Annotated in this window: 16 protein-coding genes; 5 read left to right on the top strand and 11 right to left on the bottom strand. The window is 37.8% G+C overall.

Annotated features, from left to right (window positions below; all coding sequences use genetic code 11):
* The first annotated feature begins 2 nt into the window (after positions 1 to 2).
* Entirely contained in the window at positions 3 to 1,475 is a 1,473-nt protein-coding gene (locus ACFS5O_RS00840; protein ID WP_205724568.1) for a spore germination protein, read from the top strand.
* Positions 1,465 to 2,589, top strand: a complete 1,125-nt coding sequence (locus ACFS5O_RS00835; RefSeq protein WP_205724567.1) for a Ger(x)C family spore germination protein — start codon at positions 1,465 to 1,467, stop codon at positions 2,587 to 2,589. Before ACFS5O_RS00840 ends, ACFS5O_RS00835 begins: the two co-directional genes overlap by 11 nt.
* Positions 2,590 to 2,609: 20 nt before the next feature.
* Here the strand turns inward: ACFS5O_RS00835 and ACFS5O_RS00830 are convergent, their stop codons facing one another.
* A complete protein-coding gene (locus ACFS5O_RS00830) occupies positions 2,610 to 3,434 on the bottom strand; it encodes an STAS domain-containing protein (protein ID WP_205724566.1) in 825 nt (274 codons plus the stop codon).
* 510 nt (positions 3,435 to 3,944) lie between these two features.
* On the opposite strand from ACFS5O_RS00830, the gene ACFS5O_RS00825 reads away from it, so the two are divergent.
* The 3 genes from ACFS5O_RS00825 (at position 3,945) to ACFS5O_RS00815 (ending at position 6,208) form a co-directional block, all read left to right on the top strand.
* Entirely contained in the window at positions 3,945 to 4,253 is a 309-nt protein-coding gene (locus ACFS5O_RS00825) for a PadR family transcriptional regulator (protein WP_205724565.1), read from the top strand.
* 13 nt (positions 4,254 to 4,266) lie between these two features.
* On the top strand, positions 4,267 to 5,454 hold the full coding sequence (locus tag ACFS5O_RS00820) for a chromate transporter (RefSeq protein WP_205724564.1): 1,188 nt from the start codon (positions 4,267 to 4,269) through the stop codon (positions 5,452 to 5,454).
* A 193-nt stretch (positions 5,455 to 5,647) separates the two neighbouring features.
* Positions 5,648 to 6,208: a YdhK family protein gene (locus tag ACFS5O_RS00815; RefSeq protein ID WP_205724563.1), complete on the top strand. Its 561-nt coding sequence runs from the start codon at positions 5,648 to 5,650 to the stop codon at positions 6,206 to 6,208.
* Positions 6,209 to 6,362: 154 nt separating this feature from the next.
* Here the strand turns inward: ACFS5O_RS00815 and ACFS5O_RS00810 are convergent, their stop codons facing one another.
* From ACFS5O_RS00810 to ACFS5O_RS00765, 10 genes are all read right to left on the bottom strand, one after another.
* Positions 6,363 to 7,433, bottom strand: coding sequence for a HAMP domain-containing sensor histidine kinase (locus tag ACFS5O_RS00810; protein ID WP_205724562.1), 1,071 nt, complete (start codon positions 7,431 to 7,433; stop codon positions 6,363 to 6,365).
* A complete protein-coding gene (locus ACFS5O_RS00805) occupies positions 7,426 to 8,121 on the bottom strand; it encodes a response regulator transcription factor (RefSeq protein ID WP_205724561.1) in 696 nt (231 codons plus the stop codon). The genes ACFS5O_RS00810 and ACFS5O_RS00805 overlap by 8 nt, the downstream gene beginning before the upstream one ends.
* A gap of 93 nt (positions 8,122 to 8,214) precedes the next feature.
* Complete coding sequence (locus tag ACFS5O_RS00800; RefSeq protein WP_205724560.1) at positions 8,215 to 9,030, bottom strand: SDR family NAD(P)-dependent oxidoreductase; 816 nt, start codon at positions 9,028 to 9,030, stop codon at positions 8,215 to 8,217.
* A gap of 37 nt (positions 9,031 to 9,067) precedes the next feature.
* Complete coding sequence (locus tag ACFS5O_RS00795) at positions 9,068 to 9,763, bottom strand: SGNH/GDSL hydrolase family protein (protein ID WP_205724559.1); 696 nt, start codon at positions 9,761 to 9,763, stop codon at positions 9,068 to 9,070.
* A gap of 12 nt (positions 9,764 to 9,775) precedes the next feature.
* Positions 9,776 to 10,363 carry a TetR/AcrR family transcriptional regulator gene (locus ACFS5O_RS00790; protein ID WP_205724558.1) on the bottom strand — a complete coding sequence of 196 codons (588 nt, stop codon included), beginning with the start codon at positions 10,361 to 10,363 and terminating at the stop codon, positions 9,776 to 9,778.
* Positions 10,364 to 10,696: 333 nt separating this feature from the next.
* Positions 10,697 to 11,308 (bottom strand): DedA family protein, encoded by a 612-nt coding sequence (locus tag ACFS5O_RS00785; RefSeq protein WP_198766160.1) that lies wholly within the window; start codon positions 11,306 to 11,308, stop codon positions 10,697 to 10,699.
* Positions 11,309 to 11,396: 88 nt separating this feature from the next.
* The gene (locus tag ACFS5O_RS00780; RefSeq protein WP_205724557.1) at positions 11,397 to 12,704 is read right to left on the bottom strand and encodes a hemolysin family protein; all 1,308 of its coding nucleotides are present in this window, start codon (positions 12,702 to 12,704) and stop codon (positions 11,397 to 11,399) included.
* Between the two features lie 99 nt (positions 12,705 to 12,803).
* Positions 12,804 to 13,205 carry a MerR family transcriptional regulator gene (locus ACFS5O_RS00775; RefSeq protein ID WP_269148790.1) on the bottom strand — a complete coding sequence of 134 codons (402 nt, stop codon included), beginning with the start codon at positions 13,203 to 13,205 and terminating at the stop codon, positions 12,804 to 12,806.
* 360 nt (positions 13,206 to 13,565) lie between these two features.
* The gene (locus tag ACFS5O_RS00770; protein ID WP_205724556.1) at positions 13,566 to 14,567 is read right to left on the bottom strand and encodes an ABC transporter permease; all 1,002 of its coding nucleotides are present in this window, start codon (positions 14,565 to 14,567) and stop codon (positions 13,566 to 13,568) included.
* A complete protein-coding gene (locus tag ACFS5O_RS00765) occupies positions 14,567 to 15,433 on the bottom strand; it encodes an ABC transporter permease subunit (protein ID WP_205724555.1) in 867 nt (288 codons plus the stop codon). Before ACFS5O_RS00765 ends, ACFS5O_RS00770 begins: the two co-directional genes overlap by 1 nt.
* Between the last annotated feature and the right edge of the window lie 45 nt (positions 15,434 to 15,478).

Below are 15,478 nucleotides of genomic sequence, written 5' to 3'. Positions count from 1 at the left end.
TGATGAAGTTTATCCACCGAAAAGAAAATACTAAAATTCATGAACTTCTTAGCTGGTTCAGTCATTCTACAGACGTAGTGGTAAAAAACGATTTATTTGCAGAAAAAACAAATGATGCATATACCCTATTGTTCTGTAAAGGGCTAGTTGATACCCCATTATTAGAAGAAAGCTTGCTTCCCTTCTTAAATGACATCGCTGGGCAGGATGATGTTGCTATGGTTAACTCTTTAAAAAATCGGTTTGTGGTTCATGAAATCACTATTGATTCTGAAAATAAAAGAAAGATTGAGCATAGCTTATTTTCAGGACAAGTACTGTTAACCGGTTCAAAAAATTCTCTATATGCCATCAATCTTGCTAATATGCCAAAGCGAACACCAGAAGAATCGAATACGGAGATTTCAATCCGTGGAGCGCGTGACGGTTTTATTGAAGATTTGGAAATCAATTTTGCTTTAATCCGAAAACGTCTAAAAACATCTTCACTTAACAGCAAATCTTTTACGATTGGTAGAAGGAGTCAAACGGCTATTTCCTTACTATTTATTGAAGACATTATCGACCCTGATCTCGTCGTACGCGTAGAGCAGCGTCTTTCTAAGATTGATATAGATGCCCTTGTATCAAGCAGTGAACTAGAAGAAGAATTATCTGATTCCGTTTTTTCCATTTTCCCTCTACTTGATAATACAGGTCGTCCCGATTTTGCGGTTCAATCATTACTACAAGGAAGATTTGTTATTATTGTAGACGGTTCACCTACAGTGCTCATTGGTCCCGCTTCACTTGCGATTACATTGAAATCTCCAGAAGATGCTCATGCCAGTTTTTACATGGTCTCTTTTGAACGAGTCCTTCGATTTACTGGACTTTTTACAACCGTATCCTTACCTGGCCTCTGGATTGCATTGACAACCTTTCACCCAGATCAGCTTCCTTATCCCCTTCTTGCAACGTTAACACTCTCTCGAACAGGATTACCGTTATCGTTGCCACTTGAAATGATGATTATGGTCGTTTTGTTTGAATTGTTTAAAGAAGCAGGAGCAAGACTTCCTAGAGCTGTTGGGCAGACCGTAGCGGTATTAGGCGGATTAATCGTTGGGGATGCGGCAATCCGGGCAGGGTTAACCTCTCCTACCACACTTGTTGTTGTAGCTATAACAATGATTGCCAGTTATACGTTCGTTAACCAATCATTGAGTGGGAATCTGCTTTTCTTACGAATATATACCCTCCTCATGTGTGCAACATTTGGGCTGTTTGGATTTTTTATATCTATGCTTAGTATATTCATGTTAGTCAGTTCCCTTCGTTCCTTTGACTATCCTTATATAGAATCTTTAGCTGCACCAAATGCGGCTGATACGTTTAAAACATTTTTTAAAGCTCCTTTTACTCTTATCAAGAAAAGATCTTCGTATCTGTATCCAAAAGACGCTACTCGCCAAGGTGATCGCAATGAGAATTAAGCCAAAGATCATGTTCATGTTGTTGATCTTGCTTCTTATGTTAACAGGTTGCTGGGGCTCAAGGGGCATTAATGAGCAGCTCTATATTGAAGCCTTAGGTGTGGATTATAAAGATGGTAAGTATATCGTTTATACCGAATCCGCTGTCTTCTCATCAATCGCTAAACAAGAGGGCGGTGGCGCTCAGGCAGCTGACTCTCCTGTTTTAGTCGGCAGAGAAGAAGGAGATACGCTTACAATGGCTTTCAGGAAGTTAGAGAAATCTTCCCAGTTCCCACTATATTACGGACACGTGCAAGTAATACTGTTTAGCGAGAGGGTAATTAAAGAAAAGCTGAGTGAAGTAATTTCTCACATCGGTCACGATCCTCTAATTCGATTTACAGCATGGATTTTTGGTACGTCAGAAGAAATAAACGAAGTATTAAAGGCAAAATCTCTTTTTAAGCAAGCACCAACATACAAAGTTTTGTTTCATCCAGGTAGTATGTTACAAAGAAACCATTCGGTTAACCCATTATCTATGCAGATGCTATTAAGAGATGGCAGCGAACCATTCGGATCAGCCATAATTCCTAATATAAAATTAGTAAAAGGAAAGTGGCATGAAGATAATGATAAACCCATGTTACCCACTATTAATGGAGGCTATGTACTTAATAGTATGAACTTTAAAGGAAAGCTGAATGATGAGGAACTTCATGGATTGGAATGGTTAACGACAGAAAAAAAAGAGAACAAGCTTGAGATTTCATTAGGGGACACTGTTGTTGAACTTGACGTAAAAGGATATAAAATAAAGCTGAATAAGCCCGTTCAAAATGAACTTAAGTATACAATTGACGTCAAAGCAAAAGCAACAATCGATGAAAATTTAGATATTGTTCCTCGTAAAGAACTTGAAAAGAAAATCGTCCAAAAAATGAAGAAGGATATTGAGCAGACTTATTTAAATGGACTTTCTATAGACAGTGACATTTATAATTTAACCCGTTCTACTTATCGAAAGTCACCGTCTTTAGTTAAAAAGTATGCTTTGCAGAACGATTCTTTGGATTCAGTCAAAGTGAAAGTTCAAATCGTTCATGCAGGAAGTCAGAAGTATAAAGACTAACGAAAAAACTAGCACGCATGCTAGTTTTTTTGTTTGTTACTTTCTATCGCTTGTTTTACATTCGCAAATGTTTCTATTGATGAAAAATCGATACCTTCAGAAACCGCACTAATCGCTAGCTCAGGACGTAAACCAGTCACCATAACGTTAATACCAAGTAATGCCAAAACACGGTATACATTAAAAATATGAGATGCCACTTCAGTATCAATATCGACGATTCCTGAAAAATCCATGATTAACCGTTCAACTTGAAGTTCAGGGATTTTAGGCAGCACATGATTCATAAGATGCTCTGCCCGATCAGCGTCTATGGTGCCAATCAATGGTAAAACAGCCAGTCCATTCTCGATAGGAACGACAGGTGTTGAAAGCTCACGAAGCTCTCTCTTTGTTTTCTCTAAAATCTCCTCTGACTTTCGTTCAAATGCAAGAACCGTTTCATTAATGCTTACGTCCAGCATATGATGAACACGCTTAATGATTAATACGACATCTTCCGTAGAAAGTCCGAAATCAATGCTTATATTTAAAATAAAATCCGCAAACACCATTCGAGTGTCAGGATAACGGATTAATATATCAGAGATTCGATGATGCTTTGCTGCTGTTTTCTCTCCATTTTCTCGACTCCACTCCAACAGTTCTTCTGGGACAGAACCTTCTTCACAATCGATAGATTCACTTAAAAAGGATAGGAATTCGGCATACACTTTTCTGGCCTGACTAATATCAGTCTCGCTTACCTGGAAACCAAACTGCCCAATAATATCATCAACGATTTTATTAGCTAGAAGCTCTGCATTTTCTTTTAGATAATGGGCAACCGTTAATGTTGACTTCATCTTCTTCACTCCATATCAAGAAAAATAGTTTTATTATCATACCTTCTATGATTTTATCACTAAAAAACCAGTAATTGGCTAAACTGTGAAAATAATAACAGAGATAAGTGTTGAAAGATTTTAAAAGAAAGTATTTTTCGCATTGATGGTTGTTCTTAGGTGTAGTTGTTTTCTGTTTCAGGATGCTCGCTTTTCGCGTTGCGTGCGGTGATACACCATAATGATAGACATTCAAGAGATTGTACTTGCTCCTAATATACACGGCAATGCTTCATATGTGAGCTTTCTCATCGCATCATTGGCTAGATTCTTATCTGTTACGTAACCACGCACTTTCCTCCGTTTTAAGAGATGCAATCGAATAAAACCTTCAGTAGACCTCAAGGTAAATATAAAGAGTATGTAAACTTTATAGTGATCAGGTTGAAAAGAAAAGGAACTCATGTTATTTTTATTTCGAAAACCGATATAGGTAATCGATATTGAGATGCAAATATAGGTGGTGATTATATGGAAGAGAAAACGTTACGAAAACTTTTTCTTGGTTTCATACAAATACACATTCTGCATCATGCGCTTGAACACCCGATTTATGGCGTATGGATGCTAGAAGAACTCAGAGAACACGGCTATAACATTAGCACAGGTACACTATATCCGATTCTTCACTCCATGGAAGCAGACGGACTTTTGACAAAGGCAAACAAGAACGTTGAAGGAAAAATTAGAAAGTATTACACCGCAACTGAAAAAGGACAGATCGTCTTATCAGAAGCGAGAGCAAAAGCTTATGAACTGTTTAAAGAAATCAAAGAGTAAGAGGTGATCATACATGACAGAAAACAAAAGTCTACTTAAAACACTATTAGAAATTTTGATGGTTTCAACAAGGCTAGGCCTCACTTCTTTTGGTGGACCCATCGCACATCTAGGTTATTTTCATGAAGAGTATGTAAGAAAACGTAAATGGATGGATGAAAAAGGCTACGCAGACCTTGTAGCTCTCTGTCAGTTTCTCCCTGGTCCGGCGAGTAGCCAAGTTGGAATAGGAATTGGTGTTATGCGAGGAGGCGTATTAGGAGGAATCGTATCCTTTATCGGCTTTACACTCCCTTCCGTTATTGCGCTTATCGTTTTCGCACTTATCCTGCAAGGATTAAATGTTTCTGACCTAAGCTGGATCCACGGATTAAAGCTCGTAGCCGTTGCTGTTGTGGCACATGCTATTCTAGGAATGGCCGAAAAGCTAACACCAGATCTAAAAAGAAAAACCATCGCACTGTTAGCACTAATTGGAACACTATTGTGGCAGACTGCGTTCTCTCAGGTGGGTGTCATCCTATTAGCAGGCTTATTAGGATTTTTATTATACAAAGACCAAACAGATAACGATGAAACAAAATATGAATTTCCTATCTCAAAAAAGTTTGCTGTAATCTGTTTGAGTTTATTCTTTGCGTTACTTCTTCTGTTGCCGCTCTTAAGAGATTTAACTTCTAACAGTTGGATCGCGATCTTTGACAGCTTTTATCGTTCTGGATCACTTGTATTCGGAGGAGGACATGTGGTTCTTCCGTTACTTGAGCGTGAATTCGTACCATCCGGCTGGATCAGTGAAGAAGCATTTTTGGCAGGTTATGGAGCAGCACAAGCCGTACCCGGTCCTCTGTTCACGTTTGCAGCCTATATTGGTGCAGTGATGAATGGCTGGCAAGGTGGATTACTTGCTACAATCGCAATCTTCTTACCTGCTTTTCTGTTAATTCTAGGCGCCCTTCCCTTTTGGAACTTGCTTAGACAGAACAGAAAGATCAAGGGAGCGTTAATGGGTGTTAATGCTGCAGTTGTTGGAATTTTAATCTCCGCCTTCTATCAGCCTATTTGGACAACGACGATTCTTAAACCGATTGACTTTGCATTTGCAGCAGTACTTTTCAGCATGTTGGTATATTGGAAACTGCCACCATGGGTGGTTGTTGTTACGGGTGCACTTGGCGGTTTATTGATGTCATTGTTATAAAATGAATTAAACGGTTGTTTAAATGTCTGTAAAAGAAACTGCTCGAGTTCTTATTGAACACAGCAGTTTCTTTTCTCTTTTAATTATCATTCTCTTCACAACTTCTACATAAGTGTCCTTTATGCTAGTCATATGTTCATAAAGTTCTCATGAAGAAGAATACTAACACTAGCCCATATAGGAGGTTTTATTAATGGTGAAAAATAAACTATTTATTACAATGTTGCTCTCATTCTCACTCGTTCTTTCAGCATGTGGAAAAGATGAGGCAACAAAAAAGCATGAAGACAGTCAAAATCATGCAGATCACGGAGAAATGAACCATTCAAGTTCAGGTGAAGTTCCTAAAGGACTTAAGGAGAAAGCAAATCCAACATATGAAGTTGGAAGTAAAGCCGTTATTCGTGCAGATCATATGAAAGGTATGAACGATGCAGAAGCTACAATCGTTGGCGCTTATGATACAACCGTATATACCGTAAGCTACACACCTACAACAGGTGGAAAAAAAGTAAGAGATCACAAGTGGGTCATACACGAGGAGATCAAAGATGCAGGTGATAAACCTCTAACTTCAGGAACAGAAGTTACCCTAGAGGCAGACCATATGAAAGGTATGAAAGGTGCAAAAGCTACCATTGATTCTGCAGAACAAACGACTGTCTACATGGTGGATTATACGCCTACAACAGGTGGGGAACGGGTTAAGAATCACAAATGGGTGACAGAAAACGAGCTATCTGAGGTCAAATAATTTTTATGGGCCCTAAATTGGGATTTATGGGCCTTAGAAATATTTTATGAACCCTTAATCTCCATTTATAGTCCTTCAAAAAAGTTTATAGGCTTTTCGACAAAAGGACAAGTGAATATCAAAAAAGCCGGCGTCCCAAATCACGCCGGCTTCCTTATCTGAAAAATTTTATGTTCACCTCAGTACCTTGCTTGTACTCCCCATTTATCCAAATTTGTCCACCGTGAGCTTCAACAATTCTTTTTACAATCGTCAAACCGATCCCGCTGCCCCCATGTTCTCTGTTCCTTGATTTTTCTCCTCGATAGAATCGTTCAAACACGTGTTTGCTCTCTTCTTCTGAAATACCCATTCCTGTATCTCGTATAGTTATCAACACTGATTCGGTATCAACATGAGTCACAACCGTAACTTCTCCCCCTCTAGGTGTATACCTTAGCGCATTGCTGAACAGGTTCATAAACACTTGAGACATTCGTTTGGCATCTATATTTATTTCAAGATCACTATCCAATTCACTTTGAAGTAATATTCCCTTCTGTACAAATGCTCCTGATACGGCATCCACACTTTTTATGAGAATATGGTTTAATTGTTGTGGTTTCTTATTTAGTGAGAACTCAGGTGCTTCCATGGCTGTTAAATATTCAAGATCTTGCACGATTGTAATCAGCCGATCGATTTCACCTGTTAATGACTGTATACGAACTGTAGTTGGCTCGAAAACCCCATCTTCAAATGCCTCTAAATGACTTTTAATTGTCGCTAAAGGGGTTCTGAGCTCATGAGCAATATCTGAAGTCATATTTTTACGGTAAGTTTCCTGCAATTGCAGTTTAGCGGCAAGCTGATTTAGCGAGTTACCCAGCTCATTGAGCTCATCATCTCCAAGTGACTTCACTCTGACTTGAAGCTCTCCCTTAGCCATCTTTTCTGCCGCTTTTCTCATCTCTACCATAGGTCTTGATAGGTTCTTAGCCACAAAATAACTAATGAGACATACTAACATAATAGCACCGAGCGACGTCCAAAGAACTGAACTTAACAGCGCCTTTTCAAAGTGATGCGTTAAAGGCTCTATACTATTAAATTCCGGTACATCTTTTTGAAACATCGTAAAGTGGAAATGGACTTCGTACATGATGATAAGACCGGCAATAATGAGAATGGATGACGCAGCCAATATAAAAATGAGTGTCAGTCTTGCATGCAGACCTTTAAACATGGCTGCCTCCAGTAAACTTATATCCTACCCCAAACACTGTAACGATATAGCGTGGGTTCTTAGGATCTGTCTCAAGTTTAGACCTTAGATTTTTGACGTGTTGATCGATCGTCCTGGTGTCACCTTCATAATCGAATCCTAAAATCTTCTCCACTAATTCCTCTCTCGAAAAAACACGATTCGGATGTCTGGCAAATGTCAGCAATAGTTTATATTCATTCGGTGTAAGATTGACAAGATCGCCATGTATGTATACTTCTTGTTTGCGAGCATCGAATTTAAGCTCTCCTTTGTTATAAGTAATATGCTCAGCCAATAAGCCCTCATCTCCTGTTCGGCGCAATATCGTTTTAACCCGTAAAACAAGTTCGCGCGGACTAAAAGGTTTCACCATATAATCATCAGCGCCGAGCGATAATCCGTTGATGCGATCTTCCTCACTTACCTTTGCAGTCAGCATTAAAATGGGTAATGTATGGGTCTGTCTAATTCTCTGACAGAGTGCTTCTCCGCTCATATCTGGCAACATAAGGTCAAGAATGACAAAATCTACAGAGTTATTTTTTATAAAATGGATTGCTTCGTTAGCAGTAAGAGCTTCTAAAGTGTTAAACCCTTCCTTCTTCAGATAAGAAGAGACAACTTCCAATAGCTTTGGTTCGTCCTCCACGATTAAAATGGTTTTCACGGTTACTCCTCCAAAAGTTAGATTACTTATATTATAACGAAGAATAAAAAAATGAACTGCTCTAGAACGTTAGCAGTCCACTTTATGGGTTTTTTAAGTTAGCCTCGCTTTTCTGCTTACTCTGCAAACTAACCTCATTAATCCTCTATGCGCTATGGGGACTAGAGTAAAAAAAACGTCCATCGTTCTACGCATCGGCAAAGGGCATATGATAGGCTTATTTTTATGTATGCCATCGATTGTTAGTTTTGCTAGTTTTTCTGGAGACATCATCTTTTGTTTTTGAAATTGCTTCATAATCACATCTTTATCTATATGAATAGCTTTTGCTTTCTCGAAGATTGGTGTTTCCACGAACGTAGGACAAAGTGTACTCACTTTAATGCCGAATTCTTCTGCCTCATAATGAAGAGAAGTAGTTAATCCAACTACTGCGTGTTTCGTGGTTCCATAGGCTGCAGAAACGGGAGATGGACCTAGTCCCGCAGCAGAAGCTGTGTTTACGATATGGCCGAACCCTTGTTGTTTCATTACTCGATATCCTGCGTTAGTCCCGTGTATAACTCCCCAAAGATTAACATTCATAATGGTATGCCAATCATCTAGAGTCGTATCATACAATTCTCCATACATCGCGATGCCAGCATTATTAAACAAATAATCTAGCCTTCCAAACTCCGTATATATATCTTTAATAGCGTTCTCTACACTTGTAGCATCCGTTACGTCTAAAAATTGAAATCTTGTATTTCGGGCTCCATTGTTTAATTTTTCTTCAGCCTGTATACCTAATTCCTTATTAATATCAGTGATGATGACAAACACGTTTTGTGAGACGAGCTCCTCACAAAGTGCGTAACCGATCCCCGAAGCTCCACCTGTTACAATCGCAACTCTCTGCTCATCCATCAGAACAACCACCTCTTATGTTAATTAGTCATAATCCCTAAAGCATAGCGTTCTTATTGGTAAATTGATGTTGATCGATAATTGTTGCATATTCCTCTGCAACAATTTGAGCGCCTTTACTATTCAGATGAATGCCATCAAGTGTTAGATGCAACCCACGTTTCTTTGACAACTGATCGATTCTAGATGTTTTTTTATAAAAAAGAACATCTTTCATAACTGTTAATACTTTTGTACTGATATAGTCGGAACTCTTTATTGAAGAAAGGTGTTTTTCAAAAACGGTGTGTAGATTAAGTGTGGAAACATTTTTATGTTTGTGAGCGATGGATGTGATGAGGGTATTTAATTGTTTAATCTCTTGATTCGAGACATTATTCAAATCCTCTCCAACTATTGCTGGAGTAACCGTAATTACAAATTTTGAGGAAGATAAGACACACTCTAAAACTTTTTGATAATACGCTGTAAACTCTTCATGATCTTTTGCAACAGGCTGTGCTTGAACACTTAGTAATTTTGAATAGACATCATTAACACCGATCCAAAGGAAAGCAAGATTAAAGGTCTCTAACTTCATTTTTGTTAGGCGGTTATGCAAGCTTTTAACAGACTCCCCTGGTTTGCCCTGGTTTACAAACGTCATGTGGGGATATTGTTTCTGTAAGAGTTTTAAAAAAGAAACACCAGGTCTTCCTTCTGTCAGACTGTCACCGATTAACCCAATCTTCATATCGTTTCCTCCTTATTTTTGGATGGATCCTAAAAAAATACTTACAGCATTCTTAAAAAGCCGCTCTAAGCTATGAAGTTCCTGAGTATTCGTAAGCTGACAAAGTCCACCAAGCCATGTGCCGATTAACACCGTCCATTCTTCAACATTGCCTTTCTTAAATTCTCCTTCTTCTATCCCTTGAACGAGAATTGCACGATAGGCACCCATTGGAATGACCGCTAATTCGTATAGCTGCTTAACAGATTCATGACTAGATTCAGGGTTGGAAGCAAGCTCTTGTCCTCCTTTTAAAAGAGGAGTTTGGTAATTATAAAGAACATGCAAAGCCATTCCATACAGCTTATCGGATGCACAAGTAAAGTCAGGTTCTTTATCCATCCACTTCAAATACCATTCCTTCATTGTTTGTTGAGCTAATAGTACAAACAACTTTTCTTTATTCTCAAAATGATAATAAATGTGTCCTTTGCTATAACCAGAAGCTTTTGAGATATCAGAAACCGAAGTTTGTGTGTAACCTTTTTGCGAAAAGAGTAAAAAGGCTTTCTCCATGATTTCGAGTTTTGTTGTTTCACTGTTGTATCTTCTTTTGTTCAACGGTTTAATTCCTTTCTATAAATTGAACGACCGTTCTATTTTTATTATACATTTTTTAACAGATAATAGAATGCGTTTTCTTAGATATTCACAAAATTGTAAATAATAACAAAAAAAACACTCGCTAGGAGTGTTTTAAACAACTGTTTAATGTTCAAGCTTTCAAAGCTGTAAAGGTCACTTTCGTTTCTTTTAGTCGCATACTTTTTTTCCTTGAAGAATGTGAGGTCTTTGAAACAGCCAACTCCACATCATATTTTACCTCAAAAAAAAGAACCCCCTATCGCTAGAAGATTCATAAGAATGAACAATTATTTTTCTTAAAGAGTAAAGTTAGCTATTCTGTCTGCGTTTTCGAACATAAAGAATGACAACAGAAACAAAGAGTAACGCCAAAACAGCGTAGATGATTTTAGAGTAAACATCCATATACCCTACGATGACTTCCCAAGAAGCTCCAAAATACGCACCCAAATTAACGAGAGCGATGTTCCAGATCAGCGTTCCGAATGTTGTAAGAACAAGGAATAAACCAAAATTCATATTGGACATGCCCGCCGGAATAGAGATTAAGCTTCGAATCAACGGAATGAAACGGCAAAAGAATACCGTCCATGGACCATATTTATCAAACCAAGCATCTGCCTTATGAATATCCTTTTTCGTTAATCGAAGGATGTGTCCCCATCTATCTATGATTTTTTCCATTCGTTCAACATCAAGCTGTAATCCTACACCATATAGGATGACTGCTCCTAGGACAGAACCCACAGTTGCCGCTAGAATGACCCCTACTATATTTAAATCTGAAGAATTCGTCATGAATCCTCCAAACGTTAAAATGATTTCAGATGGAATCGGAGGAAAGACGTTTTCTAAAGCAATTAACAGTAGAATTCCCCAATATCCAAATTCGTTCATAATATTGATCAACCAATTTTCCATAAATAACTCCTTTGTCTCTATCACTAAACATCTATGTGCAACTTCTGCTTTTTATAAAAAAGACGTGCAGAGCTTGCACGTCTTTTGATTAGTTTAACGATTCTTCTTTCACTTTTAATACCTCAAGTGATTTAACATGATACCCATCGATTTCTAAAATCTTGAAACGATAGTTTTCCACAGACACTTCATCGCCCATGTTAATCTCCATCTTCTCAGATAAAATCCATCCACCGATCGTATCAACATCTTCATCATTAATGGACAATCCAAAAAGGTCATTCACTTCCGAAATCAAAACTTTACCGTCTAGGATTGTTCTGTTTTCATCAACCTTCTTAACGTCTGGAACTTCGTCTTCGTCAAATTCATCTCGAATTTCACCTACGATTTCTTCAAGAATATCTTCAACGGTCACGAGTCCTGAAGTACCGCCATATTCATCGATCAAGATTGCCATGTGAACACGTTCTTTCTGCATTTTTAACAATAGATCGTGTATAGGAGTAGTTTCAAAAACCTGAATAACAGGTCTTATATACTCTTCGACTGAAGCATCTGGATTCTTACCGTTAACAAAATCTGTTAATACTTGCTTCATATTTACCATACCGACAACACTGTCTTTATCTCCATCTACAATTGGATATCGAGTATAGTTCTCTTCAGTTACAACAACGATGCTTTCTTTTACTGTCTCTGATTTATCAAGTGTTACCATGTCAACACGAGGTACCATAATCTCTTTTGCGGTACGGTCGTCGAATTGGAAGATGTTATTCACATATTTAAACTCTGACTGGTTGATCTCACCGCTTTTATAACTCTCAGAAAGGATGAGTCTTAATTCTTCCTCCGAGTGAGCAAGTTCATGTTCGGATGCTGGCTTCAAACCAAACCATCCTGTAAAAATACGTGCAGATCCGTTCAATGTTTTAATAAACGGATACATGATCTTATAGAAAAACATGATTGGTTTTGCGACTCTTAACGTAACAGCTTCTGCCTTTTGAATAGCAAGTGTCTTCGGAGCAAGCTCACCAATTACGACGTGTAAGAATGTAATCAATGCAAAGGCGATAATAAATGATAAGATACTTGAAACTGATTCAGAAAGTTCAAACTCTACAAATAGAGGGTGCAACAAGTGCTCTACCGTCGGCTCTCCTAACCACCCTAACCCTAATGCGGTGATGGTAATACCAAGTTGACAGGCTGAAAGGTATTCATCTAGATTTCCGACAACCTTCCTCGCTGCTACGGCTTTCATATTTCCTTCTGAAACCAGTTGATCCAATCTTGTCGTACGAATCTTTACTATCGCGAATTCGGTAGCTACAAAAAAAGCAGTCAACGCGATTAAAATAGCTACCATAATTAAGTTAATAATCTCCAAATGTTCTCCTTATGGTTAATCAACCACAAGGAATACACCTCCCAGGTTATAAAGAATAGTTTTTATCTTTTAGGTCAAAAGATATCTCTCAACTATTATTTACCCGAAAAGTAAAAGTAATGAATGCGCTAAAGTCATACCTTGAGGTGAAACTTTGTTTAAGAGTAGCTCTTTTTGCTTATCGTTTAAGCTCTCCATGATCGGCTTGATCTCTTTAATCTCAGCCTCTAGGTGTTTCATGAGCTCTGCGATCTGGTCCACGTATTTCTCGACGTGTTCATTTTCAGTACTTTTCAATTTGACTAGTTCAATCACAGACTTGATTTCATGTAAGGGCATGTTCAGTTTCTTATAATGTTCGATCAACCCTAATACATGAATCGTCTCTTCGTCATATAATCGATAATTCGAATCCGTTCGAAGAGGCTGGAGTAAACCAATCTGGGAATAATAGTCGATTGTTCTTTTGGATACATTTGTTACCTCTGCTAGTTCACCAATACGATACGCCTTCCCAATATCCTCACCTCTTCCTCTTGATAATTACATACAATGTACAATAGACAAAACCATACAGTCAACTGGACAGTTCTACCTGTCACGAAACGTTCAAAAACGAATGGATGTTACGTAGACTTGTTGTTTGTGAAAGACGTTGATTTCCGTTTCAGATACTCGCTTTCCGCGGGGCAAGCGGTGAGCCACATTCGTACGTTTCACTCTTAAGTGTCTCACCTGACCGCTTGTCCCGCAGGAGTCTCGCATCTTCCACTTCGATCAACTATCAAAGGAGATAAATTTTGAAAGTAAATATATATTAGAAAAAAATTATAAGAAAAAGGGACATACTGCATACGTTTGTTAATCTCGTGTTACTACTTTGAAGTTAAATTCTTTAAGTGCTACCTTTTTGATTTCCTTTTGCTTTAACCTCTTTGTTTGAGTGGCTGGCTCAGAATTCATATTCTTTTCTAGACCTTTTACAATAAGATTCAAGGAGAGAATCGTTAAGGTAAAAGCGCCGATTGGAACAAGTGGAATCCACGGATATACAATGAATAGATCAAAATAATCACCAATTAAACCTGACCATTCATATGTAGTGGTAATCGGAGCAGCTTTCATGATGCTATAATCAATTTTTGTTCCACCAAGATAAAGTTCGAACAATCCTAAATGAGCTAAGATTAATAAGACCTGTATCACTTGCTGAGTGAAGATGATCAACAAGCGACGATATATATGTACGATGACGTGCTTACGAAGGATGAAGAAAGAACTTGCTCCAAGCGTTTTAGCACTGTGGATAAACTCTTTTCTTAGAATAATTGAGATTTCGTTTCCGATTACTAAAGAGACTGTTGGAAGAGCCAATAGAATAAGCAAGATAATTTCATACCATACTCTAGTTGCAAATGAATACTGAAAGCCTTCAAAAGCTTGGTTTAAAACCGGCCTTAATAGAAAATATGCCAATAGCACAACCGGAATATATTGAAATGCATTACTTATTGCGGATAGAACTCTTTGGTATTTTTGCAGGTACAGCGCATAAATCGTTCCTAGAACAAACGAGAAAAACATTCTAAAGATCGCAATCAATAAACCCAAACCGATCGTATACTTTGCTCCTTCTATGATGACATGTAACAAGTGCCTTCCGTTCGTATCTGTTCCTAGCCAGAAACTTTGCGACGGTTTAAATGGAGCTGCATCTACAGGATAAGCATCTACATATATAGCCTGCGTCTGTTTGATCTCCCCGTCAAAGAACACACCATTTATACAACTTGCTAACAAAACGCCAACTATAAAGCTAGATCCTAATAGGATATAAAAATTCCGCACAAAAAATGTTTTCACTATAGGACCACCTCTTCATTATTGAGTTTTTTTATAAAAATTTTAAAGACAAGCAATAACAAATAAGTTGGTAAAAGTAGCATAATGAGTCCTACAACAAAAAGTTCAGGAGACAAGTAAGTAAAAATAAACGAAGTAAATCCATTCATATTCAAGATATATTCCAGTACTAAAAGGTTAGAAAGCATCATCCATAAAATCGATTTTGATTGATAAAAGATGCTCATCAATGTGTTTCGATAAACATGGAAAGGAAGGATCTCGATGAATGGCATACCTTTTGCTCTTGCAAAAACTACATAATCCATTTGTACTTCTTCTTCTAAAGAAAGCATAAACATTTTGAAAAATTGAACAGTAGGTAGAATCGATAGCGCTATAATAGGAATGAAATAAGATCGTTCATCAGGGAGAGAGGTAAATGGCATTACAAGAATTCCAGTTTTCTTAAAGAACCAAACCACCCCCATTTGTATCATGACGACGATAAACAGATCAGGCAATGATTCTAAAACAAACACAATAAACGATATGAACCTTTTTGCCGACTTTGAAAAAAAGTTTATCGTGACAAAACTCAGTAGTAGTCCAAGCAAAATGGAGAGGAAAAAAGCTAAGAAATAAATGCTCATGCTGTAAAGGTAAGGATTAAATATCTCTGGGAATAGCGGACGTTCTGGTTTTGTAATGAAATAGGTGATTTCATATGGTTGAATCAGGCTAAGAATCAGATTCTTCGTTTCTATTACATAAGCACTAAAGTGGATCTCAGTTCCCACAATAAGGATAGGTAAGGCTCCGAACAATACAATCATACAAATCGTTAGAAATACTGGAACAGCATTTTTAAAAAGTTCCACTTTCATGCAAACATCCTTTCTAACAAAACTTTATTATTAAGACGTATGTCA

This window comes from Fictibacillus nanhaiensis, from assembly GCF_042686385.1.
Classification (GTDB): Bacteria; Bacillota; Bacilli; order Bacillales; family Fictibacillaceae; genus Fictibacillus; species Fictibacillus nanhaiensis.
This window is presented reverse-complemented; position numbering and strand designations above follow the sequence as displayed.

What these genes read in the sequence shown, in the direction of transcription:
- ACFS5O_RS00840 (WP_205724568.1), top strand. Translation starts at nt 3, where the DNA reads ATGAAGTTTATCCACCGAAAAGAAAATACTAAAATTCATGAACTTCTT.
- ACFS5O_RS00835 (WP_205724567.1), top strand. Translation starts at nt 1,465, where the DNA reads ATGAGAATTAAGCCAAAGATCATGTTCATGTTGTTGATCTTGCTTCTT.
- ACFS5O_RS00830 (WP_205724566.1), bottom strand. Translation starts at nt 3,434, where the DNA reads ATGAAGTCAACATTAACGGTTGCCCATTATCTAAAAGAAAATGCAGAG.
- ACFS5O_RS00825 (WP_205724565.1), top strand. Translation starts at nt 3,945, where the DNA reads ATGGAAGAGAAAACGTTACGAAAACTTTTTCTTGGTTTCATACAAATA.
- ACFS5O_RS00820 (WP_205724564.1), top strand. Translation starts at nt 4,267, where the DNA reads ATGACAGAAAACAAAAGTCTACTTAAAACACTATTAGAAATTTTGATG.
- ACFS5O_RS00815 (WP_205724563.1), top strand. Translation starts at nt 5,648, where the DNA reads ATGGTGAAAAATAAACTATTTATTACAATGTTGCTCTCATTCTCACTC.
- ACFS5O_RS00810 (WP_205724562.1), bottom strand. Translation starts at nt 7,433, where the DNA reads ATGTTTAAAGGTCTGCATGCAAGACTGACACTCATTTTTATATTGGCT.
- ACFS5O_RS00800 (WP_205724560.1), bottom strand. Translation starts at nt 9,030, where the DNA reads ATGGATGAGCAGAGAGTTGCGATTGTAACAGGTGGAGCTTCGGGGATC.
- ACFS5O_RS00795 (WP_205724559.1), bottom strand. Translation starts at nt 9,763, where the DNA reads ATGAAGATTGGGTTAATCGGTGACAGTCTGACAGAAGGAAGACCTGGT.
- ACFS5O_RS00785 (WP_198766160.1), bottom strand. Translation starts at nt 11,308, where the DNA reads ATGGAAAATTGGTTGATCAATATTATGAACGAATTTGGATATTGGGGA.
- ACFS5O_RS00765 (WP_205724555.1), bottom strand. Translation starts at nt 15,433, where the DNA reads ATGAAAGTGGAACTTTTTAAAAATGCTGTTCCAGTATTTCTAACGATT.